Source organism: Belliella filtrata, assembly GCF_022549775.1.
GTDB lineage: Bacteria > Bacteroidota > Bacteroidia > Cytophagales > Cyclobacteriaceae > Belliella > Belliella filtrata.
Genome location: NZ_JAKZGP010000009.1, coordinates 70,011 through 94,274, shown reverse-complemented (window position 1 = coordinate 94,274; position 24,264 = coordinate 70,011). Strand labels below are relative to the sequence as shown.

Sequence of the window (24,264 nt, the reverse complement as noted above, 5' to 3'; positions counted from 1 at the left end):
TTTACTACATCACCTCCTCAAACACAAAATATCCTTCATTCCAAATTCCTTTGTCCACCTTCTCATCAAAAAGGCCAAATACCGTTGAGCCAGATCCCGACATGGCGGCATAGAAAGCACCCATTTCATAGAGTTTGGACTTGATAGCAGCAATCTCTGGGTATTTAGGAAAAATGCTTGCTTCAAAATCATTGACCAACTCATTTTTCCATCTTGAGCTGTCAGCAAGTACGTCTCTTAGATTGATCTTAGGCGTTTGGGGAATTACGCCAGCATAAGCTTCTTTGGTGCCAATGTGTATGTTTGGATTGACCAATACAAGGTATTTACCTTTAAGGTCAATGTTGACAGGCTCCAAAATCTCACCTCTTCCTTTAGCAATCTTAGGAGTGTTTTCTACAAAGAATGGGCAGTCACTACCTAGCTGTGCTGCATAATCTTCCAAAAACCAATCTTCGAGCAAGAGGTCAAAAAGATTATTCATCATACTCAATGCAAAAGCAGCATCTGCGGAGCCTCCTCCCAAGCCAGCACCCATAGGGATGTTTTTGTGAAGATGAATACTTACATGTGGTAGTTCATTGAAGTCCTTACGTAGTAGCTTCAGGGCTTTGAGGATTAGATTGTCCTTGTCAGATCCAGGGATAGCTAGGCCAGTACTTCTAAAAGTAGTTTTTTTATCCAATATCATTTCAAGTGCATCATATAGAGGAATTGGAACCATACAAGTTTCAATTTCGTGATAGCCATCCTTTCTTTTGGATGTAATATGGAGGCCAAGATTGATTTTTGCGTTTGGGAATGATATCATAATTCGAAATTAAAAATTTCAGATCAAATCTACATGATTTTGAAAAATACATTTGTTTTTTAGAGTCAAACGGAATAATGTGCCGATTTTGATCATTTCTTCTTTTTAAAAATTTTCGGTTTTTATTGCATAAAAAATCTTTAGCGAATTTTTTTCTTATAAAAAAATCAGAAAAAATGGCTTTTTCTTATCATTTAAGTAAATTGATATTTTATTTCAAAAATTTAAAATAAATCGATATTTAAAACAATAATGTTTTGTTTGATTAATTTATGTGTTTATTTAATTTTTTAAAAATAATTAAAAGCATATTGAAAAAATTGTTAGTGAGTAAAAAATAGAATTTAAATATTGTAAGTGTCGAAAATGCACTTTAATATTGTATCGTTGATTGATAATAAAACAAAACCACATGACACGTCTAGTCAGCTTTATTGGATTCCTTATTCTCATTATTGGAAAGCAATGAGGCGCTAGACTATATCATTAAAACAACCATATAAATCTAGGTGCCTCATCCAAGTGGGGCACTTTTTTTTATACAAGCAAATTAATAAACCTATTGATACCATGAGTTTGAAAAAATATAGTTGGGAAATCAGCCAAAACGAAGAGCATCCAGCAGGTAAAGCCATGCTTTATGCGACTGGATTGACGGATAAAAAGATGAACCAGCCCTTTGTAGGGGTAGCGAGTTGTGGATACGAAAGTAATCCTTGCAACATGCACCTCAACGACTTCGCCGGTCTGATCAAAGCTTCTTCTCAAGAACATGATCTGACCGGTTTGGTTTTTAATACCATTGGTATATCTGATGGTACTAGTATGGGAACCTTAGGCATGCGATATTCTTTGGTGTCTAGGGAGATTATAGCAGATTCTATTGAATCATTTATCATAGGCCATTCCTTCGATGGCTGTGTAGCGGTAGCTGGTTGTGATAAGAATATGCCTGGGGCTGTCATGGGAATGACACGTACCAATAGACCATCTATCATGGTGTATGGAGGTACGATTGCATCAGGTAATTATAAAGGAGAAAAGCTAAATATAGTATCTGCTTTTGAAGCATTTGGTAAGCGTGTGAATGGAAGTATATCTGATGAGGATTATGATGGTGTAATCAGAAATGCTTGCCCTGGAAAGGGTGCCTGTGGAGGGATGTATACGGCTAACACCATGTCTTCAGCAATTGAAGCCATGGGAATGTCATTGCCTTACTCAGCTTCTTATCCAGCTAATTCTCCAGAGAAATTGAGAGAGTGTAGAGAAGTAAATAAGTACATGAAAATTCTTCTAGAGAAAGATATCAAACCAACAGATATCATCACTAGAAAAAGTATAGAAAATGCAGTAACAGTGACTATAGCCCTTGGTGGCAGTACGAATGCTGTGATGCATATCATCGCTATAGCACGCACAGCGGGGGTGGATTTCACCATAGAGGATTTCAAAAAGATCAATGCTAAGACACCAATGATTGGTGATTTTAAGCCATCTGGAAAGTTTATGATGGAAGACTTGCATGAGCAAGGTGGTCTTCCTGCTTTTATGAAATACATGCTTTTGAATGGATATCTTCACGGTGATTGTCTCACAGTGACAGGAAAAACATTGGAAGAAAACCTTGAAAATATAGATCCTATCAGTCCATCATTGGTCAATGTGATTCATCCGCTAGAGCAACCAATCAAAGCAACTGGTCACTTATGTATCCTAGACGGAAACTTAGCCCCAGAAGGTGCTGTTGCAAAAATCACAGGAAAAGAAGGAAATGCTTTCACTGGACCTGCACAGGTCTTTGACTCGGAACAAGAAGCAAATGAAGCGATCAGAGATCATAAAGTGAATAGAGGCTCCGTTATCGTCATCAGGAATATTGGACCAAAAGGTGGTCCAGGGATGCCAGAGATGTTGAAGCCAACGTCTATGATCATAGGAGCAGGGCTTGGTTCAGATGTAGCCTTGATCACAGACGGGAGATTTTCAGGTGGTACGCATGGCTTCGTAGTAGGGCATGTCACTCCTGAAGCTTACTTAGGAGGACCTATTGGACTCTTGAAGGATGGAGATATGGTTACTATAGATGCTGATAATCTGAAATTGACTTGTGATGTATCGGACGAGGAGTTTGAAGCAAGAAGAAAAGTTTGGAAGAGAAAGGATTTAAGCGACTTACAAGGCACTTTAAAAAAGTACAATATACTCGTTTCAACCGCATCAGAAGGTTGTGTAACTGATAAATAAAACCCAGCAACAAATGATAAGAGGAGCAGATATCGTAGTGAAATCTTTAATTTCCGAAAACGTACAGCATATTTTTGGCTATCCAGGTGGGGCAATTATGCCAGTGTATGATGCACTGTATGATTATCATGATCAAATCAAACATATTCTGACGCGCCATGAGCAAGGAGCTATCCATGCTGCGCAGGGCTATGCAAGAGTATCTGGGAAAGTTGGAGTTGCGTTAGCTACCTCAGGCCCAGGAGCGACTAACCTTATCACAGGACTTGCAGATGCAATGATAGATAGTACCCCATTGGTATGTATCACTGGTCAAGTAGCTGCTCAACTGTTAGGTACTGATGCTTTTCAAGAAACAGATGTCGTGGGTATCTCTATGCCTGTGACCAAATGGAATATCCAAGTAAGAAGAGCAGAGGATATAGCGCCTGCTATTGCTAAAGGCTTTCACATTGCAAGATCGGGGAGACCAGGACCTGTTTTGATAGACATTACCAAAAATGCACAAGTGGAGTCAGGGGCTTTCAACTACGTGCCTTGCTTAAGTATTCGTTCTTATAGACCAAATATCCCTGTTGAAGCCAAGGCGATCGCAGCAGCGGCTGAGTTGATCAACCAAGCCGAAAGACCTTATGTATTGTTTGGACAAGGGATAATCATAGGTAAAGCAGAGCAAGAGTTCAAGGCATTTTTAGATAAAACAGGAATTCCTGCAGCTTCTACGCTTTTGGGTTCAGGAGCACTTTCTGAAGATCATCCATCATTTGTTGGGAAACTCGGTATGCATGGCAATTATGCGCCAAACCTTTTGACAAATAAATGTGATGTGTTGATTGCAATAGGTATGAGATTCGATGATAGGGTGACTGGAGACTTGAGCAGATATGCCAAGCAGGCTAAAGTCATTCATCTAGAACTAGACCCTGCAGAGGTCAATAAGAATGTGAAATGTGAAGTAGCAGTCTTAGGAGATTGTAAAGAAAGTCTTGCTATGCTGACTGCTGAAGTGAAATCTAGCACCCATGAAGGATGGATGGAGAAGTTTCGTGAGTTGGAATTGTTAGAAAAGGAATCGGTAATCAACCATGACCTTTCTCCAACCAAGACAGGCTTGACCATGGGAGAGGTGATCAGGTATGTCAATCAATACAAGGCAGATGATGCTGTGTTAGTTACGGATGTTGGACAACATCAGATGATAGCTTGGAGATACTTCAATTTCAAGACTAGTAAAACTCAAGTTACTTCTGGTGGATTAGGAACGATGGGCTTTGCTCTTCCAGCTGCTCTTGGTGCGCAGATGGCAGATTATAGCAGACAGGTAATATGTGTAGTTGGTGATGGTGGTATCCAGATGACCATTCAGGAATTGGGTACGATCATGCAAACCAAAGCACCAGTAAAAGTTGTCTTATTGAACAACAATTTCTTAGGCATGGTGAGGCAGTGGCAGCAGATGTTTTTCGATAGAAGGTATTCATTTACAGAATTGGACAATCCTGACTTTATCAAACTTGCCGAAGCTTACAATATAAAAGCAACAAAAGTCAATGAAAGAGATGACTTAAGTGATGCAGTAGCAGACATGTTGACTCATGATGGGCCGTACTTCCTTGAAGTAGTTGTAGAGAAGGAAGACAATGTGTTTCCAATGATCGCTACGGGAAGTTCAGTAGAAGAAGTGAGGCTTAGCTAAATTCGTAAAAATTATGAATAGATATACCATATTAATCTATACAGAAAATTTCATAGGGATCTTGAATAGGATCACCATCATCTTTACCAGAAGAGGGATCAATATCGATGCACTTACAGCATCAGAGAGTCGACTTGACGGGATTCACAAGATCACGATAGAGTGTACAGTGACACAAGATCAGATTGTCCATTTGGTACAGCAAATTGAGAAAATCACTGATGTGATCAAATCATACTATTTTGAAGATTCTGAAGTAGTATACCAGGAAATCGCACTTTACAAATTGCCAATTGAAAGCTTAGATGCAAGTCTTGAAAAAGTAATCAGAAGGTATAATGCACACATCATCGCTGCTGAAAAAGCCTTTGTCGTTGTAGAGTTTACAGGTCATAAAGAAGATACACAAGCACTTTTGGAAACACTAAAGCCTTATGGACTTTTGGAGTTTTCTAGGTCAGGTCGCGTGGCCATTGCTAAGCCTAGATTCTCCGTATCGGAATATTTAAATCATCAAACCTTATAAAAACCAATAACTATGAAACTGAAATTTGGATCAGTAGAGGAAAATGTAGTAACCAGGGAAGAGTTCCCTTTGGAAAAAGCCAGAGAAGTATTGAAGGACGAAGTGATCGCTGTACTAGGGTATGGTGTACAGGGGCCAGGTCAAGCTTTGAACTTAAAGGATAATGGCTTCAACGTAATCGTAGGTCAAAGAAAAAATTCTAAAACTTGGGATAAAGCAGTAGCAGATGGCTGGGTTCCAGGCGAGACTTTGTTTGACCTAGAAGAAGCTTGTGAAAGAGGAACTATCATACAGTTTTTACTTTCAGATGCTGGGCAGATTGCTTTGTGGCCAATGGTGAAAAAACACTTGACTCCAGGTAAGGCATTGTATTTCTCTCACGGATTTGGTGTGACTTACAAAGAAAAGACAGGAATCGTACCACCAGCAGATGTAGATGTGATTTTGGTGGCACCAAAAGGTTCAGGTACATCATTGAGAAGAATGTTTGTAGAAGGTAGAGGTTTGAACTCTTCTTATGCAATCTTCCAGGACGGAACTGGAAAAGCCAAAGACCGTGTAGTTGCATTGGGTATAGGAGTGGGTTCTGGATATTTGTTTGAGACAGATTTCTACAGAGAAGTGACTTCAGATTTGACTGGAGAAAGAGGTACTTTGATGGGGGCTATTCAAGGGATATTTGCTGCTCAATATGAGGTGTTGAGAGCCAATGGTCACACACCTTCAGAAGCATTCAATGAAACCGTGGAAGAATTGACACAATCATTGATGCCTTTGGTAGCGGAGAATGGTATGGACTGGATGTATGCCAACTGTTCTACAACAGCTCAAAGAGGTGCATTAGACTGGTGGAAGCCATTTAGAGATGCTACTAAGCCAGTTTTTGAGCAATTGTACGATTCTGTAAAAACAGGCAAAGAGGCGCAAAAGTCAATTGACTCTAACAGCAAAGAAGATTATAGAGAAAAGTTAGAGGTGGAGTTGAAAGAGTTGAGAGATTCAGAAATGTGGCAAGCAGGTGCAGTCGTCAGAAAATTGAGACCAGAAAATAATTAAAGATATGAGTGATAAGCTATGGATATTCGATACCACCCTTCGTGATGGGGAACAGGTGCCGGGATGTCAGTTGAATTCCCGAGAAAAAATTGTGGTCGCTAAGGCATTAGAAGAACTTGGAGTAGATATCATTGAGGCTGGATTTCCGATTTCCAGCCCAGGGGATTTCAACTCCGTAGTGGAGATCTCCAAAGCAGTATCCAATCCAATCATCTGTGCCCTTTCCAGAGCTGTGGAAAAGGATATAGAAGTAGCTGCTGAAGCGCTCAAATATGCCAAAAAAGGAAGGATTCACACTGGTATCGGTGTGTCTCCTTACCATATTCAGTACAAGCTTAGGTCTACACCAGACGAAATCATCGAAAGGGCAGTTCGTGCTGTCAAATACGCGAAGAGATACGTGGAGGATGTAGAGTTCTACGCAGAGGATGCCGGTAGGGCAGAGAAAGACTTTTTGGCTCGCATCATAGAGCAGGCAATCAAGGCAGGTGCTACAGTAGTAAATATTCCTGATACCACAGGTTACACGCTACCAGAGCAGTATGGAGCTATTATCAGGCATTTGAAAGAAAATGTTTCAAATATCGATAAAGCAATCATCGCTACCCATTGTCACAATGATTTAGGTATGGCTACTGCCAATACCATATCTGGTGTACAAAATGGTGCTCGTCAAGTAGAAGTAACGATCAATGGTATAGGTGAACGTGCAGGCAATACTTCTATGGAGGAAGTCGTAATGGCAATCAAGTGTCATCATGATATACCTGTAGAAACCAATATCGTCACGCCAAAAATCTATGAAACGAGCAGGTTGATATCAAAACTGATGAATATGCCTGTGCAACCAAATAAGGCAATCGTCGGTCGAAATGCATTTGCACACTCCTCAGGGATTCACCAAGATGGTGTCTTGAAGCATAGAGAAAACTATGAAATCATTGACCCAAAAGATGTTGGTGTTCATGAATCCTCTATCGTTCTCACTGCCAGAAGTGGTAGGGCGGCTTTAAAGCACCATTTGGATAACCTTGGAGTTGTGTTAGAAGGTGAGGCTTTGAGAGAAGTTTATGAAGAATTTTTGATTCTTGCTGACTCCAAAAGAGATATTAGCCCTAAGGACTTGTTGACCCTGGTAGGGAAGTACATTGATGATTCTACTTTGATCGAATTGGAGCGTGTCTCATATCAGTCCAATGGAGAGATCCAGGCAGAAGTGACACTTAAAGTGGGTGGAGAGATCAAAAAGGAAACTTCTTCTGGTAATGGCCCAGTGGATGCTGTTTTAAAATCAATTGACAAGATTGTAAAACCAAATATTGAATTAGAGGAATTTTTGATCCAAGCCATCACAGCTGGAAGTGATGACGTGGCCAAAGTTCACATGCGAATCATGCAAGGCAAAGTGCCTTACTATGGATTTGCATCCAACACAGACATTGTCTTGGCATCTGCACAAGCATTTGTCGATGCACTAAATAAAATACCAGTCAAAAATAAAGTGACAGTAGCCTAAGATGGAAAAGAAAACATTATTTGATAAAGTTTGGGATGCACATGTAGTAAAGTCTGTGCAAGATGGACCAGATGTATTTTTCATAGATAAGCATTTTATCCATGAAGTGACTAGCCCAGTGGCATTCCTAAATTTGGAAAAGCGTGGTATAGACGTGATGTTTCCAGAAAGGACAGTAGCTACTCCGGATCACAATGTTCCTACCATTGATCAAGATAAAACGATCAAGGATAAGCTTTCAAGGATGCAAGTTGAAAAACTTCGTGAAAACTGCAAAAAACATGGGATTGATTTGCATGATCTAGGGTCAGCACATCACGGTATCGTTCACGTGATTGGTCCAGAGCTTGGTATTACGCAGCCAGGTATGACGATAGTATGTGGAGATAGTCATACTTCAACTCACGGTGCTTTTGGAGCCATTGCTTTTGGTATTGGTACTTCAGAAGTTGAGATGGTATTCGCTACACAATGCATCATGCAAAGTAAGGCTAAGAAAATGAGAATTACAGTGGATGGAACACTAGGTAAAGGTGTCACTTCAAAGGATATCATTCTATATATAATTTCTAAAATATCAGCTGCAGGTGCTACAGGTTACTTTGTAGAGTATGCAGGATCCGCCATCCAAAGCTTAAGCATGGAAGCTAGGATGACCATTTGCAACATGAGTATTGAAATGGGGGCTAGGGGAGGTTTGATTGCTCCAGATGAGACTACTTTTAATTACCTAAAAGGTAAACAATATGCTCCAAAAGGTGAGGCATGGGATAAAGCAGTAGCAGATTGGAAGCAGCTCAAAACAGATGAAGGCGCTACTTTTGACAAAGAGTACAACTTCGATGCCGAGGACATTGAGCCGATGATAACTTATGGAACCAATCCAGGAATGGGGATCAAAGTAATAGGCAATATCCCTTCTACTGAAGGAATGGAAGGTAGCAATAAGAAAACCTACCTCAAGTCTTTGGACTATATGGGATTTGCTCCTGGAGAAGCGATCAAAGGCAAGAAAGTGGATTTTGTTTTTGTAGGAAGCTGTACCAACGGAAGAATTGAAGATATCCGTGCAGTGGCAGGTTTTGTCAAAGGAAAGAAAAAGGCAGACAATATCACTGCTTGGATTGTGCCAGGTTCTCGTGAAGTAGAGAAACTTGCTCATGAAGAGGGGCTCGTGAAGATTTTGGAGGAAGCAGGTTTTGAATTGAGGCAACCAGGTTGCTCCGCATGTCTAGCCATGAATGATGACAAGATACCAGCAGGGAAATACGCAGTCTCGACTTCCAATAGAAATTTTGAAGGTCGCCAAGGTCCAGGAGCTCGCACCATGTTGGCTAGTCCTCTTACTGTAGCTGCTGTAGCGGTAACGGGCGAGATATGTGATCCAAGAGAAGTATTTTAATTAAGATTAGAAAAAAATATGGCTTACGATAAATTTAATGTATTGACTTCTACAGTGGTTCCTCTTCCAACAGAGAACGTAGATACTGATCAGATTATACCAGCAAGGTTCTTGAAGGCAACTGAGCGAGAAGGGTTTGGGGACAACTTATTTAGAGATTGGAGATATGATGTAGAAGGGAATCCGAAAAAGGATTTCGTCCTCAATGACCCAACCTATTCAGGAAAAATTCTGATTGCTGGTAGAAACTTTGGCTCTGGGTCTAGTAGAGAGCATGCCGTGTGGGCAATCTATGATTATGGCTTCAGGTGTGTAGTGTCCAGTTTCTTTGCAGACATTTTTAAAAATAATTGCTTGAATATTGGTGTCCTACCTGTTACTGTTACCCCAGAATTCGCAGAAGTAATTTTCTCTGCTGTAGAAGCAGACCCTAGCGCTGAAGTAGAAGTAGACATAGACAAGCAAACAATTACGCTATTAAGCACAGGTCAATCTGAATCTTTTGATATCAATGCCTACAAAAAAGAGAACATGAAAAACGGCTTTGATGATATCGATTACCTATTGAATTTAAAAGAGGAAATAGTAGCCTTTGAGAAAGAGAGAAGGTAAAAAAGATGAAGGTAGAAGGCTGAGGGATGAAGCGTTTGAGTCTATTGGAGACAGTGAACATAAGTGTAGACTAATTAGCTGATGATTACGGATAGATGGGAATCTTGAGCTTTTGAAGTTTATAAATAGAGGAAACAACATCAGTCAACTCAATACAGCTGAAACCGAAATTTTATCCTTCAAGACTTATCTTTCAACCTTCCAAAATCTACCCTCAACAATTTAAAATATTATGGGAAACCAGAGAAAAATAGAAATCATGGATACAACCTTGAGGGATGGGGAACAGACCTCGGGGGTATCTTTTCTACCTTCTGAAAAACTTCAGATAGCTAAGCTGCTATTGGAAGAACTCAAGGTAGATAGAATTGAAGTGGCTTCTGCTCGCGTATCCCAAGGAGAGATGGAGGGTGTTCAGAAGATCACCCAATGGGCAGGAGAGAGAGGGTATCTTCAGAAAGTCGAAGTACTTGGGTTCGTCGACACGCCTGCATCTGTGGATTGGCTAGTGGAGGCAGGTGCCAAAGTGATGAATTTGCTTACAAAAGGTTCATTGAATCACTTGGTCCACCAATTGAAAAAAACTCCGGAGCAACATTTTGAAGATATCCAGAAAGCAGTAGATTATGCAAAATCTAAGGATATCACCGTCAATGTGTACCTTGAGGACTGGAGTAATGGGATGAGAAATTCCATAGATTATACCTTGTCACTGATTGCTTTTTTGAATGAAATCGAGGTGAGTAGGATCATGCTACCAGATACATTGGGTCTTCTGAATCCAAAAGAAACCTCCGAGTTTATCCAGTTGATTACTTCTAAGTTCCCTGATTGTCATTTTGATTTTCATGCGCACAATGATTATGATCTTTCTGTGGCTAACGTATTGGAGGCCATCAATGGCGGAATCTCCGGGATACATACCACTGTAAATGGACTTGGAGAAAGGGCTGGTAATGCCCCTCTCGAATCTGTGACGGCCATTATTAAGGACTTTACTGATTTTGAGATTGGTCTCAATGAGAACAAGATTTATAGAGTCAGCAAGCTTGTAGAGCAGTTTTCTGGTCAACATATTCCAGCCAATAAGCCGGTGGTTGGTGAAAATGTCTTTACCCAAACTGCTGGTATTCATGCTGATGGAGATAATAAAAAGAACCTTTATTTCAATGATTTACTGCCAGAGCGTTTTGGTAGAGAGCGAAAATATGCCCTTGGTAAAACCTCTGGGAAAGCCAACATCTTAAAGAATTTGCAAGAGTTAGGAATATCTCTTGAGCCAGATGAACTTACTAAAGTTACCCAAAAGATCATAGAACTAGGCGACAAGAAGGAAAGGGTTACTACAGAAGACTTACCTTATATTATTTCTGATGTGTTGCAAAACAATTCTATCACAAAGGAAATATTTATCGAAGGCTATCACATGACTCATTCCAGAGGTTTGAAGCCTACAGTACAGTTAAAAATGAGTATCCATGGGAAGTCATTTGAAGAGCATTCGTCTGGTGATGGTCAGTACGATGCCTTTATGAGAGCCCTTGTGAAGATATACAAGTCTCAAGGACTTCAGCTTCCTAAATTGACAGATTATCATGTGTCTATTCCTCCGGGTGGAAAGACAGATGCCTTTGTGGAAACAGTAATCACTTGGGACTATGGACGTATTTTCAAGACCAAGGGATTGGACTCAGATCAAACTGTAGCCGCGATGATGGCCACAGAGAAAATGTTGAATATTATAGACAAAATAGATATAAATAATCCTGATAAGGTAAACTTAAAGGAACTAAAAAATCACAATCCCAAACAAGACAAAGAGAATTTCTATGGAAATGAATATAGCGCTACTGCCAGGTGATGGCATAGGACCTGAGGTAATAGCTCAGGCAGTAAAAGTGGTCAAAGCAGTAGGAAAGAAATTTGGCCATACGATCAATTTTGAAGAAGGAGTAGTCGGAGCTACAGCAATCGATCAGACTGGAGACCCTTATCCAGATGCTACACATGAAGTTTGCTTGAGAGCAGACGCTGTGTTGTTCGGTGCGATAGGTGATCCGAAATATGATAATGATCCCAAAGCTAAAGTAAGACCTGAGCAAGGACTTCTTGCTATGAGAAAGAAGCTTGGCCTTTTTGCAAATGTGCGACCTACATTTACCTTCCCTTCCTTGGTTCATAAATCTCCTTTGAAGCTCGAGAGGGTAGAAGGTGTGGATTTTGTGTTTTTTAGAGAGCTTACTGGTGGAGTTTACTTCGGTGAACCTAGAGGACGAAATGAGCAAGGAACCAAAGCTTTTGATACCAACGTGTATACTAAGGAAGAAATCTCAAGACTTGCAAGAATGGGGTTTGAAGCAGCTCAAAAGAGAAGAAAAATTCTAACATGTGTAGATAAAGCCAATGTGTTGGCTACTTCCAGATTGTGGAGAGAGACTGTGCAAGAACTGGCACCTGAATATCCAGATGTAAAAGTTGAGTACGAGTTCGTTGATGCGGTAGCCATGAGATTGATTCAATGGCCTAAAGCTTATGATGTTTTGATCACAGAGAACCTTTTTGGTGATATTTTGACTGACGAAGCTTCTGTGATTTCGGGATCTATGGGCTTGATGCCATCTGCATCTGTAGGTACTGAAAACAAACTATTTGAGCCAATTCATGGATCATATCCTCAGGCAGCGGGAAAAGATATTGCAAACCCTCTTGCTACAGTCCTTTCAGCAGCTATGATGTTTGAGTATGCTTTCGATATGAAAGCGGAAGCCCAAGCCATCTCTGATGTGGTGAATAAATCCTTGGCTGAAGGTATTGTCACAGAAGATATCGCTGAAGGAGGTAAAGCTTATAAAACCTCTGAAGTAGGAGACTGGTTGGCTGAGAATCTCTAAAGTGTAATGTAAACCTCCTCTGGCGTAGATATTGCTGAGGAGGTTTACTTTTTAACCCTCATTTTTTTTGAATTTTGTAGATTTCCATAAAATCATCCTCAAATAATAGCGCTAAGCTAGTTCTTACTTGAAGTAAATCTAACCTTTTGAATGCTGTAGCTACAATGTCATCTAAGTATAGTGGATGGGTACTTTTGGTCATCACCACATAATCAGCATATAATTCAGGAATCTGCAAAGCTTGTTGATAACTTGAACTAAAGTGGCCTTCCCATACAAAACCCTTTGGTAGCGTTGTGAGTTCTGGGTAGAAAATAGCATCATCAATCAATATCCTTCCTGAAGGTAGTTTTTTGAATGTTTTTTCAAAACTGTCTATGCTTTTTACTCTTATACCCTCTTGTGGATCTACGATAGATTTGGCAAAGAGATTTTCATTTTCTTGAATGCTGATGTTGAAATATTGCCATTGAAGGTAAATTCCTAAAGTGGCAATAATTGAAATAAGCAGGTAGTTTAATTTGCTAGGTTTTTGGAAGTCCTTTCTGAAGAAAAATGCTGAGGCAATACCTGCTCCAGAAAGCAAACTAAGGTATTGAATGTTTAACTTTTCGATTTTAAACTCTTGAATTTCAGAAAGCAAAAATAAAATTGCCAATAGCATCAATATACTTTTAGCCTTAACACCTCCATAATTGAAAATTTGGAAAACTGTAAGTAATGAAACTGATAAAAAGCTAAAAAGATAGTAAGGTGTGTTCGAAGCGATAAATGGGCTGTATTTTTCAACTTCAGCAATGAAAGGGAATATTGTTGAGTAGCTGTTCCAGTTATTACCATAACTTTCCATAAAATAGAAAGTACTCCCTGCAAAAACCTTATTCAAAATAAGAAAAGTAGTTAAGCCCATCAGCGGGATAAAAGCCACAACGAAGATTGAAGAAAAGAAACTTGAGAAGAATTTTCTCCTTTGAGAATCATTGCTCAGAATGAGAGAAGCTCGATTATAAAAGGATCCTGAAATTCCTTTTGCTTTGTGAAAACTACTAAAAAAGAATATAGGGATTAAAAGGAGTATCAATTTTAGCACTTCGAGGTTGAGAAGGATAAATACGCCAATAAGAATACTCAAAAGTGTAAGATGAAATACAGAATAGGTTTCGGTATATTTTAACACTAATGTGAAAAAAAGGTAATGGAACAATAAATATAAAGCCAAGCTTCCTCCCGAAATCCCAGCGTACACAATTACAGGACTAAAAATAATATATACAATCAGATAAGAAGGGATTTTTTGATTTGAGATGGATTTATGAATGAGGTGGTTTGAGAGCCATCCAATAATAAATGCATTGAAAATATATGTAGAACCAATGAATTTGGGGAAACCAAAAAGAGAAGAACCTAAAAACAAGAGAAATGGCTCCGTGAAATATACAGTTCTCAAAAGGCTATCTTCATCCATCAATGTAATGAGTTTTTTATAGTCTATAAAGTATGATTCCAAATTGTAGTAACCCCTTTGCTGAAGCCAGTAGCTCAGCATAAGATACCCACAACTTAATAGCAGCCAAGTGAGGAAATATATGATTTTTTTTGATTTCATTGTACAGGCCCTTTGGTTGCTTTTGTCAAACCATGATTAGTTTTTTCCCAATAGAATGGTTTAGTGATTAATTGAATCAAACCTTTATAAGCAGACACTGAGTGCATAAGCCAGTAAAATGGATTGATCAATGAAAACAACATCAAACTATAAGCTTTTCTTCGGAATACAGCAATCATGTTCACATATATCATCATCAGGTTGCCAACTACAAAATTGAACACTGATAAGATTACAAGCCAGTCAGGAAAAAACAGTCGAACATTGTCTAGGATGATTTCACTGATTTCAATCTCATTCCAAAATACCATTTTATCCAAAATACCAGTGTATAAAAAGAGTATGAACAGGAGAAAGGTTAGTAATATTGGATAAACAAGAAAAGTGAAAAAGGTACCTCCAATAAAGAATTGGAAAGAGAGAAACCCTTTTAATCCCACTTTTTTGTAAAGCTTCAGGGGATTACGCATGTGTACCAAAAAGGTCTGCATATATCCTTTGATCCACCTTGATCTTTGGCGAATCCAATTGAAAAAATCATTATTAGCCTCTTCAAGGGTAGTAGAGTCAAGCACAGTGACTTTATAGGATTTGGCATAAGCTCTTAAACCTAAATCTGCATCCTCTGTCACATTGAATCCATCCCATCCACCTAATTCCATCAACTTGTCAAATCGGAAGTGGTTCGATGTGCCGCCGAGTGGTATCGGAACATCTAGATTGTCTAAGCCAGGCAACATGTAATCAAACCAGTAGGAATACTCAAGTGTGAACAATCGCGTGAGGATATTTTCTTTTTTATTGAAATAATTTAAAGCACATTGGACGACAACATATTCTTCACTGATTTTTTTGAAAAGTGTGTAGACCAGTTTTAATTGGTTGTTGTCAGGAATATCCTCAGCATCATATATTGTGAGGTATTTACCTTTACTAAAGTATAGCCCATAATTACACGCTTTTGGTTTAGTCTTTGGCTGAGCATAGGGGATGATTACAGGTTCAAAAACACAAGGGAAATTCATGTTTTTTACTGCATTATAGGTCATTTCGTCATCCGACTCGATCAAGAGTTTTATGTCCAGCTTTTCTAGAGGGTAGTCAAGGTTTTTGAGATTATAGACGAGCTTATGAATAACTTCTGATTCCTTGAAAACAGGAAGTAAAATGGTGTAAAATGGTAATTCCTTGTCGTCAATGGCCTCTAGTTCATCAGGATTTATCTTCTTGGCAACCTCAAACTTGGATCCATAAAGTGTGAGAACAAACTTAAATGAAATTGAAATAAAGAGGAGTAAGTTTAGTACGATGTTTATAGTAATGGCAGTTCCTATAGGGAAAAAGAAAAAAAATGAAAGTCCAATCGAAAATAGTATTCCCAAAAAGTATAGCTGAGGTTTTGTAAATGTCTCAATAGCACAACTTTCTCTATCACTATCATAGATGCCAAACACGGCTTTGTCTAGGTATTCTGCCCCATAAGTGACATGCAAAGCTTTTAACACATCTAAATCCTCGGCAATTTCAAAACTATTTATCTTCTGACCCAAAATAGCTTCAATTCTATTTATATTAATGCCGTCTGAAGGGTCACATAGAATAACGTGAAGCTGATCATCAGTTTGTTTTATAGGAAAAATCAATGCATCTAAGAACTGGTGCAGGTTTTCCTGAATAAGTTTACTCTTTTCAATCGGTAGTAAAGAATTATAATCAAACTGGTACAGTTCAATATCAGAATCTATCAAAGTTTGTCTCCAAGCACTTCTACTTAGATAGCCAAAGTTAAGTGCTATTTTTAGAAAGCTTTGTTTAAGTTTTCTTTCCAAGCGCTCAATTTCTTCTATTTGGATAGTATTAAGCTTGGCCTTTTCCTGAAACAATGATTTTCTATAATATTCTAGTCTCATTTTACTTTAGATTTCATTCGAATAACTGAGAATACTTGAAAGCCACTTCCTATACCAGAGTTTCTATTCAAAATATCATGAAATAATCCACCATATAAAGAGAATTCAGGAGTGAACTCATAACCAATATTTAGAGAGGCCTTTACCATCGTGAAATCTGACACCAGTTGAAGATTGTTTTCGAAAAATTGACTCTCCCTGCTGAAAGAGAACATTCCATCGATTTCTCCAAGAAGTACTGTTTTTGGTGCGAATCGGATACCTTGGGAGGAAAATAGCCTGATTTGAGAAGGCCCTCCAGGGAAAAATTGTCTAAACGCTCCTTCCACCTTATGAAAGTTGTTACTTTCCCCCAACCAAGGGGAGTTGCCAGCTAATATTAACCTTCCTTCCATTCCAAACCTTCCGAAACCAGCATAAGGAAGGTTGTTGTTTTGATAGGCAGGGATGAATGCCGTCAATGCCCCCATGAGGTAATGGTTTTTCATCTGTCTCAGGTGAAATCTCGCTCCCAGCTCCAGATCGCCAAGATCTACATTACGTTGACGTTGTTGTGTGTCATCAAATCTATTTATGAATAAAGGAATTGATCCAAAAAAATTCACTTTATAGCCATTCAGTGGTAAAGAAAAATACATACGGGGGTTATAATTGGTAAACAACCCTTGGTCTTGGAATGGAATCTTTTCCCCATCTCTAGACCTAAATGCTGTTGCCCTATAATGGCTGACAAATGGAGAAATCAATGCTTCGCCTTTATCCTGTTGCCATGGATTTTGCGCATAGCTTTGAGCTATCCCAACCAACATCAATAGAATTATCAAACAGCATAATTTATTTTCTTGCATCTTCAATAGATTTTTGAGCAAAGCGTGATTTCTTATAAATGTAAATGAGTAATACGATGAATAATGCGGCTAGCATACTGATGATAAGGATTCTATAACTGCTCCAAAATGAGATAAATCTGACCTCACTTTCCGATTTCTGCTTCTTTAGATCAGATTGACTCAAATCAAAAAAGAAATATCTTTCTGAGTTAGAAATCATAACATTACCAGTATTTGTGAGGTATTGTTCTCTAAATCCATCCAAAAGTCTTTCAAAGGCCATCCTGTCCTTTGAAAAGAGGTTAAATTTTAGAATTTTATTTCCTTTATTATTAGTTAATTGAACGTAATTCAGGGGTTTGTCAGAAACAAAACCAAAGAATGTGTCAAGTTCATCTGATCTATAATTTACTCTCGATTGTGAAAATTCAACATATGAGTTACTTTGAAGAATTTCCTCAAAGTTGTTGTCAGACCTTGATAGTAGTATTAAATTCTTGTTGAGAAGTGAATCTCGACTGTTTTTTAAGCTGCTTACTCTTGGTAAGTATATGCCTAATGCTTTTGTGTCCCTTAGATTTAATAGACTAATGAGCTTAGAAAAATTAGGGATATCTTCTAAAGTTAATTGGTAATCATAAATTAAGTCTACTTCACTCCCAGCAAAATTTGCTGGGAATGCATGAAAGGTTTCAGGAATTTTATTGTGGTATTGAAAGCTGACAGATGAATTTGAAGGATCGATTTGTGCAAAGAAATCTGGAGCATCTTGATCACACATTCCACCTTCAGGGATGTAAATAAATTCAAAACCGATATAATTACTTGCCCCAAGTTGAGCTTTTCTTGAATCAATAGTCTTCTCTATTACTCCATTTCCGTCTAGTTGGTAAGTTTGGAGAAGTTTGTTATTGATAAAAATATTTAAATAAGCCTTTTCAGTAGTTTTTATAGGGGTGTGATTGACCGAGATATTAAATGATATTGTGTTCAGAGCCTGTTTAGCTAAAAATTCTGGAATGGGGATGTTTTTTCGCATACGCCCTTTTCCATTGATCACTTCTTCATTTAATCCTAGTGCAGCAAGATTATAACTCTTCCCAATATCAAACCTATAAACTGGATCGACATGGTGCTTTTTATCAATAATTGATAAGGATTGATTTAAAAAAACACTCTTTCCAAAATCTGTAAACAAAACTTGAATCAATTGATCTAAATCGTATGGTTTTTGTCCCAAGATAAAGAGATTGTTTAGGAAGATAGGTTCACTTTTTAAAGAGTCTGAAAATTCAAAAGTATGGATAGATAATCCCGAAGTTTCTATTTTTTTCTTGCTTACAAATGAATCAGGTAAGCCATTTCGAATTGCTGAGGGCTCACCTAACAGTACAGCATGGTGAAAATCCAAAGGCTCTGCATCTTCTAAGAATTTCAATGAAAGATTTCTGCCTTGGGTGTTCAGAAAGAAAAAATGAAGATGAGAAATGGTATTAGCATAGGACTCTAGATTTGCCTTTGGGATTAAAATCGCCTGAGCACTAGGTAGAAATTCAGATATGGTCCATTCTTTATATTCAGAATTAGGCTCTTTCATTTTATCTTGAAAATACGAATTTTCCGAGATGCTGAACCAAGTGCCTTTTTGGTCAATATCCATGCAATCATCATTAGTAGTTCTAAATGATGGCTCGATACTCAATTTAGTATAACCTGATTCGGACGTACTATTTTGTAAAGGAACAAAGACTTGTATGGTGTCAGATTGCTCTCTTAAATCTATCTCTAATACAGGATTATTGTCTAGTTTTATACCTATTTTACTTTTCTCTTTTTGGATAGATGGTGAGACAAGGATTTCTAAAAAAAATCCACTTTGAGCAAGATCCCTCAAAGGGTCATTTTTGAAATAAAATTCAGCACCACTTTTTTCACCAAATGAGATGGTGCTTTTTGGATATCCAAATTCTGTAAATGATCTTTTGACTGGATCTTTAGCCATTACAAAAGCATTACAAAAGAAAAATAAAACAATAAGTATGTGTTTTGACCTCATGATGCTGATTTTTCAGGAGATTTAAATTCAAGCTTAAAAGTCACACCACCATTTAAGTTGGTTTGGTATTTAAAGTATCCTCCTAGTTTTTCAGTCATACTTTTTGCAATTTGAAGTCCAAGTCCTTTGGGTTTTGCGAAACTTGAAGTGAATTCAAAATTTTCAATTGGCATAAAAATATTATTTAGTTTTTCTGGACTAACTTGGGTAGATGGTGCCTCTATTTGAACCTTCAAATTCGGTTGGCTCTCAACAAAAGATACAATTATTTTACTTTGAATATTTGACCAGTCAATAAGATAATTTAGGATGTTTTCCAAAATATTGTTGATAATCAAAAGGTCAGCTTCAATATAGGTTTGAGGGTCGCTTTCAGGTAAAATCAGTTCGATGCCCTTTTTTTCGAGCTTAGCCTTCATTTCATTTTTAGACTTTCTGAAAGCTGCGTATATATTGAGAAGTTCTAGATTGATGTTCAATGGTGATTTTAATTTCTCTTCATTTTTGCTATAAAGACTATCCGCATATTTGAGTAGATCTGTACTGACATCTCTAAGAAGTTGGATATACATCTGATCTTCCTCGGCTTCCTGACCGTCAATTAATTGAGACAAGCCTATGATATTACTGATTTTGTTTTTTAGGTCGTGACGTAGGATTTTTTCTTTCTCTCTGTCAATCTTATTAAGTTGCTGGATTTCTTCCATTTGAACTTGAAGCTCATTGACTTTTATGTTGAGATTGTTTATGATGTTATTCTTTTTTAAATCCCTGTCAATATTGAGTAGATAGTTCCTCTTTCGTGCATCTGGAATAAAGGAGGTAAGAATGATAAATAAAAAGAACACATATCCTCCTAAAGCCATTACTTCCCATAAGTTTGTAAATTGATTCAACCATTGGAAAGTCAAAAAGATAAAACATACAACAAGGATTTCGATAATTGAAAACTTGGACTCCCACAACATCAGGTAATTGGTGACACTAATTACCAAGGTTAAGATAGCGAAGTATAGAGTTACTATAAACCCAACTTCAATATGTATAATTGTTATACAATAGACAGAAAATAAAGAAACATAGATTAAAACCAGTACATTGGGGGTTGGGGAATGTTTTTTTAATAGGTGATACATTATAAAAGCTAACCCAATTAAAATTGATTTAAACAAAAGTGTTGTATGCCAAATGGATTTTAAGATAAAAAATTCCAAAATAAATAGACCTAGCAATATACTAGTGATACCCCAGTATACATAGTTGCCCGAATCCCATGATTTTTTATCATAGTGACTTTGTATTTCTTTAGGAACTTGATTTGTTGGATAAAGAGTGGTCTCCATATTTTAGCTAAATTCAATTCAAATATAAAATTTTATTTCACTTATGGGTAATTTTGCGTATGAAAAATAGTTGCTATTTAATTATTATTTCCGTAATGACTAGTCTTGCTTTTACAAGTAGCGCACAAGTATTGTCTATATCAAGTGCATATGGAGTGAATTTGACAGGTAATGAAAGGACGTGGGATTGTCCTACCTTTGATGTGAGCAAACTTGAAAGGGAGATCAAGAGAGTGGAAGATTTAGGTCTAAAAGCTGTTCGCCTGCCGATTTCCTTTAGGTATCACTTGAAATCAGACCCAGACTTTGGCAAAAAGCTTAGGAGATTACTTCGATCTTGTGCTAAGGTGAAAATTGAATTAATCTTAGCAAATTTTGATCATCAATTATCTGAAGAGCATTTAGAAGAGGGAACTTTTCAAATTATAGATCAATGGATGGCTGTTTTGGATATTTTACCTAAGAACACAAAGGGTGTTTTTTTAGAAATTGTAAATGAACCAACTATTTCTCCATCTTCATGGTACAAAGCCTCTATGTCAATTCTATCAGAAATTAGAAAACGGAATAATGAAATTTCAATTATTGTTGGTGCTTCAAACGCCAATAGTATGTTTGAATTGAGTAGGATGAAACCTTATCCCTTTAAAAACCTGATTTACACTTTCCATTATTATGAGCCATATATATTTACTCATCAAGGGACTTCTTGGACTGGAGATCAACATGCTACCGTGGGAATACCTTATCCCTATGATGAAGAAATGATGCCAGTAATGAACACTAAAGTCAAAGGTACTTCAGGAGAAGTGAATTTTAGAGATTACGACAAGACAGGGAATATTGTAGCTGTAGAGGACAAGATTTCTCAAATCTTCAACTGGGCAAAGACTCACGATGTGATTATTTGGTGTACTGAATATGGTGTTACAGAAAATGCAGATAGAGAGTCACGGATAAATTATTTGAATGATGTAAGTCAAATACTAAGAAAATATAGTATACCATCATTTTTATGGGAATGGGAGGGTAACTTTGGGGTTAAAGAGATCATGAACTTGTCAAATAAGTAATTTAAGAATGCAAACAAGACCCTTTACCTACCTTTTTTATATTCAATACCTTGGCCTTCGCTATCATGGTTGGCAAAAACAACCTGGCTTGAAGACCATTCAAGGTAGATTAGAGCGTGTGATTAGGTATGTGTTGGGGCATGAAGATTTCACGGTTTTAAGTGCGGGTAGGACTGACTCTGGGGTTTCTTGTCATAGAGGAGCGTTTGAACTTTTTAATGTTGAAGAAGTTGATCTAGATGATTTTATTGTAAAAGTCAATCAAAATCTCCCAGATGATATCAGACTGATGGAAGGTGAAAGGGTTTCTTTAGACTTCAATATCATACAAGATGTAGCTGCTAAAGAGTACAGGTATTACTTTGCTATAGGGGAGAAGTTTCATCCTTTTGGAGCAGGTAACCTGACATTGTTTCAGGGAGATCTGGATGTGAAACGAATGCAATCAGTAGCAGGTCTTTTCGAAGGTGAGCATGATTTTAGGAGGTTCTGCGCCAAAGGTAAGCAATCGGACAATTATCGAAGACAGATTTTTGAGTCTGAGATTTTGGAAGATAGGGTGATTTTATCTGATGGTTCTGAAGTGAATAGATATTGCTATAGGGTAAAAGGAAAAGGATTTTTGATGCATCAAGTTAGGCTAATGATGGGAGCTTTACTGGTACTGGGTCTTGGGGAGATTAGTGAAATAGAGATTCAAGCGGCTCTAGAAAGTGCTGAGGTTAGCCCTTTGTGTGGGAAGGTTCCTGCAAATGGCTTGGTGCTCTATGAAGTGGAATTTAAGGGGGTGAAGCGTATTTAATTTTATTTATTAATACCTAGTCTTTTTTACCTACTTGGGATAAACTTTCAAAAGATTAAGTACTTGTAAGAATCTACTTTAGTGTAACTATGCCAATAATTGGGTTAGATTCCTCAATAGATCGGCTAGTATATTCTGAGTTTTTTACGAAGTAAAATGTATCATTGGACAAGTCAAAAGGTCGCAGTATAACTGGGCTACCTTTTTCATCTAGAATACCTTCTTTCAAGTTGTACCCCTTTGAAGCCTTCTTGTTATAAAGGAATAGCATTTTATTGCCGTTATGAGAATACTCACAGATGATATAGGATTTCGAATGAATGATGTTATAAATCAAAGTTGATTTTATGCCTTTCTCATTAAGTACTAGTTGTCCGAAATCCAATTTTAAGTGTGGTGATACGCTACTTTCCTTAATTTGGTATAAAGTGTCTCTGTGAATTTTTTCATTGGTAAATACTGAAGCATAAAAGTAAGCATCATTATCTATGATGGACAAATAGTGATTGTGTGTATATGCGGATGCAGTTTTATTCGGTCGAATCACCTCTCGTACAAAAAGTGTATCGATGATTGAGAGTTCCGAGTTGATTTCATAAAGGCTGGTATAGCTTGCAAAGCCATTTTCGATTGGTATGCTATACTTATGCTCTACGGAGTACATTTTGCCTTCAAAAAAGCCTATATAGTCCCATGAATTTTCTAATAATACTTCTCTTTTCAAGTCATGATTGGGCGAGTAGACCAAAACTTTTCTAGTCGAAGCCACATAGATTTCATTTGTTTGTTCATTGACCATGATTGATTTGACAAACCTATATTCCCCAGGACCATCACCTTCTTTACCAAGCCTCTGAATGTAATTACCATCCATGTCAAACACCAAAACCTTTTGATTTGAAGATTTGATGTATAACTTGTCATTAAAGTGAAGTAAATCTGTTAGATTGATTATATAGGAGTCTATAGTAGTTTCCAATCGGATCAAATTGACATCTTTAGTGACATCGGACAGCGATAATTCATCTGATTTTTTAAGGTCAACTTCAATCATGGGGAGCGTATCCGTTTGGTTTTGATCACAGCCAAAACATAGAGATGAGCAAATCCAAATCAAGCATAAAGCGGTTTTTATGTTCATGTTTTTTAAATTGACTTTTAGGTATAGGTATCAATTTGCCCTAATTAACTTTTAAATGAATTGTTTCCCTAAAAAAAAAGCTGCCCTTTCGGACAGCTTTGAGATTATTTGATGCTAAATGGCATGCTAACTTTGACCTGATCCCAACTGAGGGAGATAGCTCCTTCGGTATCTGAGATACTTTCTACTTCATAAGTCAGCCTTTGAACCTCCTGGTCTAGTGATTGGGCAGGTACCTCAATTCTTACGACATCTTCAGACTCTTCATAAGAGTCCGCAAGGTGTTGATCATAATTTTTATTCAAAATCAATGTCCAAGTTTCTCTTCCTGGAATGGTAAAGAATGCATACATACCTGCTGGTATCTCAACTTCATTGATCACCATGTCTTCTGAAAATGTCACAGCAGTAGCCCAATGAGAACCGCTCACCCACACCTGGTCATATGACACCAGGCCATTCCAGATCACTCTGCCTCTTTTACCCGGAGATCCATAGTTGACTGTGACTATGGCATCGCCGATTGAAGCTTGTGCTTCTCTTCTTGCACTTCCTTTGAATGTGTCTTCGAGAAGTCCAGCATTGACACTATCAGCATATGCTACCTTTTCGGGTAGATGCTCTTTCTCTAAGTTAGAAAGCTCCTCAGAGGGTTCTTCGAGTGTTACTTCAGTGGCTTCTTTTTGTTCACCACCACAGGAGAATAGTAGTGAAGCAGAAAGTATTGTGATAAGTGTTTTTTTCAT

At 37.8% G+C, this 24,264-nt stretch carries 19 protein-coding genes; 11 read left to right on the top strand and 8 right to left on the bottom strand.

Features of this window, described 5'->3' with window-relative positions; genetic code table 11:
- Window positions 1–4: 4 nt before the first annotated feature.
- Window positions 5–811, bottom strand: a complete 807-nt coding sequence (gene ispE, locus MM239_RS05845) for a 4-(cytidine 5'-diphospho)-2-C-methyl-D-erythritol kinase (RefSeq protein WP_241347268.1) — start codon at window positions 809–811, stop codon at window positions 5–7.
- Between the two features lie 570 nt (window positions 812–1,381).
- Between ispE and ilvD the strand changes: the two genes are divergently transcribed.
- From ilvD to leuB, 9 genes are all read left to right on the top strand, one after another.
- The gene (gene ilvD / locus MM239_RS05840) at window positions 1,382–3,058 is read left to right on the top strand and encodes a dihydroxy-acid dehydratase (RefSeq protein WP_241347267.1); all 1,677 of its coding nucleotides are present in this window, start codon (window positions 1,382–1,384) and stop codon (window positions 3,056–3,058) included.
- A 13-nt stretch (window positions 3,059–3,071) separates the two neighbouring features.
- Entirely contained in the window at window positions 3,072–4,754 is a 1,683-nt protein-coding gene (gene ilvB / locus MM239_RS05835) for a biosynthetic-type acetolactate synthase large subunit (RefSeq protein WP_241347266.1), read from the top strand.
- Window positions 4,755–4,767: 13 nt separating this feature from the next.
- Entirely contained in the window at window positions 4,768–5,280 is a 513-nt protein-coding gene (ilvN, locus tag MM239_RS05830) for an acetolactate synthase small subunit (RefSeq protein ID WP_241347265.1), read from the top strand.
- Between the two features lie 12 nt (window positions 5,281–5,292).
- Window positions 5,293–6,336 (top strand): ketol-acid reductoisomerase, encoded by a 1,044-nt coding sequence (ilvC, locus tag MM239_RS05825; RefSeq protein ID WP_241347264.1) that lies wholly within the window; start codon window positions 5,293–5,295, stop codon window positions 6,334–6,336.
- Window positions 6,337–6,340: 4 nt separating this feature from the next.
- The gene (locus tag MM239_RS05820) at window positions 6,341–7,852 is read left to right on the top strand and encodes a 2-isopropylmalate synthase (protein ID WP_241347263.1); all 1,512 of its coding nucleotides are present in this window, start codon (window positions 6,341–6,343) and stop codon (window positions 7,850–7,852) included.
- 1 nt (window position 7,853) lies between these two features.
- Window positions 7,854–9,254 carry a 3-isopropylmalate dehydratase large subunit gene (gene leuC / locus MM239_RS05815; RefSeq protein ID WP_241347262.1) on the top strand — a complete coding sequence of 467 codons (1,401 nt, stop codon included), beginning with the start codon at window positions 7,854–7,856 and terminating at the stop codon, window positions 9,252–9,254.
- Window positions 9,255–9,272: 18 nt separating this feature from the next.
- Entirely contained in the window at window positions 9,273–9,866 is a 594-nt protein-coding gene (leuD, locus tag MM239_RS05810) for a 3-isopropylmalate dehydratase small subunit (protein WP_241347261.1), read from the top strand.
- Between the two features lie 232 nt (window positions 9,867–10,098).
- Entirely contained in the window at window positions 10,099–11,727 is a 1,629-nt protein-coding gene (locus MM239_RS05805; protein WP_241347260.1) for an alpha-isopropylmalate synthase regulatory domain-containing protein, read from the top strand.
- Window positions 11,696–12,757 (top strand): 3-isopropylmalate dehydrogenase, encoded by a 1,062-nt coding sequence (gene leuB / locus MM239_RS05800; protein ID WP_241347259.1) that lies wholly within the window; start codon window positions 11,696–11,698, stop codon window positions 12,755–12,757. Before MM239_RS05805 ends, leuB begins: the two co-directional genes overlap by 32 nt.
- A 58-nt stretch (window positions 12,758–12,815) precedes the next feature.
- Here the strand turns inward: leuB and MM239_RS05795 are convergent, their stop codons facing one another.
- Genes MM239_RS05795 through MM239_RS05775 form a run of 5 tightly spaced genes read right to left on the bottom strand, consistent with a single transcriptional unit; the run spans window position 12,816 to window position 20,025 of the window.
- Entirely contained in the window at window positions 12,816–14,363 is a 1,548-nt protein-coding gene (locus MM239_RS05795) for a hypothetical protein (protein WP_241347258.1), read from the bottom strand.
- Window positions 14,360–16,273 (bottom strand): glycosyltransferase family 2 protein, encoded by a 1,914-nt coding sequence (locus MM239_RS05790; protein ID WP_241347257.1) that lies wholly within the window; start codon window positions 16,271–16,273, stop codon window positions 14,360–14,362. Before MM239_RS05790 ends, MM239_RS05795 begins: the two co-directional genes overlap by 4 nt.
- Window positions 16,270–17,121 (bottom strand): hypothetical protein, encoded by an 852-nt coding sequence (locus MM239_RS05785; protein ID WP_241347256.1) that lies wholly within the window; start codon window positions 17,119–17,121, stop codon window positions 16,270–16,272. Before MM239_RS05785 ends, MM239_RS05790 begins: the two co-directional genes overlap by 4 nt.
- Entirely contained in the window at window positions 17,108–19,105 is a 1,998-nt protein-coding gene (locus MM239_RS05780; protein ID WP_241347255.1) for a cellulose biosynthesis cyclic di-GMP-binding regulatory protein BcsB, read from the bottom strand. The genes MM239_RS05785 and MM239_RS05780 overlap by 14 nt, the downstream gene beginning before the upstream one ends.
- 50 nt (window positions 19,106–19,155) lie before the next feature.
- On the bottom strand, window positions 19,156–20,025 hold the full coding sequence (locus MM239_RS05775; protein WP_241347254.1) for a sensor histidine kinase: 870 nt from the start codon (window positions 20,023–20,025) through the stop codon (window positions 19,156–19,158).
- 572 nt (window positions 20,026–20,597) lie between these two features.
- On the opposite strand from MM239_RS05775, the gene MM239_RS05770 reads away from it, so the two are divergent.
- Window positions 20,598–21,575, top strand: coding sequence for a glycoside hydrolase family 5 protein (locus MM239_RS05770; RefSeq protein ID WP_241347253.1), 978 nt, complete (start codon window positions 20,598–20,600; stop codon window positions 21,573–21,575).
- Window positions 21,576–21,582: 7 nt separating this feature from the next.
- Window positions 21,583–22,377 (top strand): tRNA pseudouridine(38-40) synthase TruA, encoded by a 795-nt coding sequence (truA, locus tag MM239_RS05765; protein WP_241347252.1) that lies wholly within the window; start codon window positions 21,583–21,585, stop codon window positions 22,375–22,377.
- 73 nt (window positions 22,378–22,450) lie between these two features.
- Here the strand turns inward: truA and MM239_RS05760 are convergent, their stop codons facing one another.
- Complete coding sequence (locus MM239_RS05760; RefSeq protein ID WP_241347251.1) at window positions 22,451–23,518, bottom strand: 6-bladed beta-propeller; 1,068 nt, start codon at window positions 23,516–23,518, stop codon at window positions 22,451–22,453.
- A gap of 104 nt (window positions 23,519–23,622) precedes the next feature.
- Entirely contained in the window at window positions 23,623–24,264 is a 642-nt protein-coding gene (locus MM239_RS05755) for a DUF2911 domain-containing protein (protein WP_241347250.1), read from the bottom strand.